2 protein-coding genes are annotated in these 1,681 nt (G+C 64.5%); both read right to left on the bottom strand.

The features are described 5' to 3' along the window. A partial coding sequence (locus EN993_RS35490; protein ID WP_164758050.1) for an FtsW/RodA/SpoVE family cell cycle protein occupies positions 1-552 on the bottom strand: 552 nt, incomplete at its 3' end. Further along, positions 552-1,681: UDP-N-acetylmuramoyl-L-alanine--D-glutamate ligase (murD, locus tag EN993_RS35485; protein ID WP_127266209.1), on the bottom strand; the 1,130-nt coding region annotated here is incomplete at its 5' end. The genes EN993_RS35490 and murD, both read right to left, overlap by 1 nt.

The following is a 1,681-nucleotide window of genomic DNA, read 5'->3' as shown; positions in this document are numbered from 1 at the left end:
GAAGAACATGATACCCCAGGTGCCGGTCGTCAGCATGGTCTGGCCGAGGTCCGGTTGCGCCACCAGCAGCGACACGACCAGCACCAGCAGCAGCATGGCAAACAGATTGCCCGGAATGTCGGGCTGGCGCTTGTGTTCGGCAAACAGCCAGGCGCACATGATGACGAAGGCGGGTTTCAGAAATTCAGAGGGCTGGATGGACAGGCCGGCAAGCGACACCCAGCGCCGCGCGCCCTTCACCTCGACGCCGATGTAGAGCACCGCCACCATCAGCACCAGCATCAGGCACAGCATGATCAGCGCCATGCGCCGGATCTGCCGGGAATCGAGGAAGGACACCGCCAGCATCACGCCAAGCGCCGGCACGGTGAAAATGATCTGCCTTGTGGCGAAGTGGAAACTGTCGAGACCGATGCGTTCGGCCACCGCCGGGCTGGCCGCGAAGGACAAGACGATGCCAAGCCCCATCAGCGACAGGAACGCCGCCAGGAACCAGCGATCGATCGTCCACCACCAGGTCGCAACCGGGCTTTTGTCGAGACGGCTCTGCATTATCGTGCCCCTCCGATGGGTTTCACACCCTCGATAGCATTCGCAGCTTGCCTGAAGGCTTCGCCGCGGACTTCGAAATTCTTGAACTGGTCGAAACTGGCGCAGGCCGGCGACAACAGCACCACCGCCTCGCCGCTGTCGTCCTGGGCCGCATCGTGCGCGGCGTGCTCGACTGCCGCGGCCAGCGTGCCTGAAATCTCGTAAGGCACAGCCTCGCCCAGTGTCGCCGAAAAAGCCGGCGCGGCCTCGCCAATCAGATAGGCCTTGGCGATACGCGGGAAGAAACCGCGCAACGGCTCGATGCCGCCTTCCTTGGGCAAGCCGCCGGCAATCCAGTAGATGCGCTGAAAGCTCGACAGCGCCGGTGCCGCCGCATCGGCGTTGGTCGCCTTGGAATCGTTGATGAACAGCACATGGTCCTTGCGGCCGACCTGCTCCATGCGGTGCGCGAGGCCGGGAAAGCTTTCCAGTCCGGACTGGATCTCGCCAAGTTCCAGCCCGACCCTCAGGCAAGCGGCGACCGCCGCCAGCGCGTTCTGTGCATTGTGCTGGCCGCGCAGCGAGCCGATGCCTTCGAGGAAGGCGACACGGCTGTAGCGGCCGTGCACCGCCTCCATCAGATCGCCACCGTCGGCGAAATAGCCGTCGGTCAACGGCAGCCGCTTGGAAATGCGGATGACATGACGCCCCGCCCGCTCCAGCCGCTCGGCAATCTGCGCGCACCAGGAATCGTCGATGCCGATGATCGCCGTCTCGCTGCCGGCCACCAGCCGTTCCTTGATCGCGGCGTAGTGCTGCATGGTGCCGTGACGGTCGAGATGGTCGGGCGTCAGATTGAGCAGGATGCCGGCCGTCGGGTTGATCGAGGGCGCGAGGTCGATCTGGTAGGACGAGCATTCGACGACATAATGCCGGTCGGGCTCGGGCGGATCGAGCGTCATCACCGCGCGGCCGATATTGCCGCCCATCTGGGTGTCGCGGCCGGACGCCTTCAGGATATGCGCGGTCAGCGCGGTCGTCGTCGACTTGCCGTTGGTGCCGGTGATGGCGATGAAGGGCGCCGTTGGCGCACTAAGCATTCGCTCGCGGCAGAAAAGCTCGATGTCGCCGATGATCTCGACGCCTGAAC

Source organism: Mesorhizobium sp. M7D.F.Ca.US.004.01.2.1, assembly GCF_003997785.1.
GTDB lineage: Bacteria > Pseudomonadota > Alphaproteobacteria > Rhizobiales > Rhizobiaceae > Mesorhizobium > Mesorhizobium loti.
This window is presented reverse-complemented; position numbering and strand designations above follow the sequence as displayed.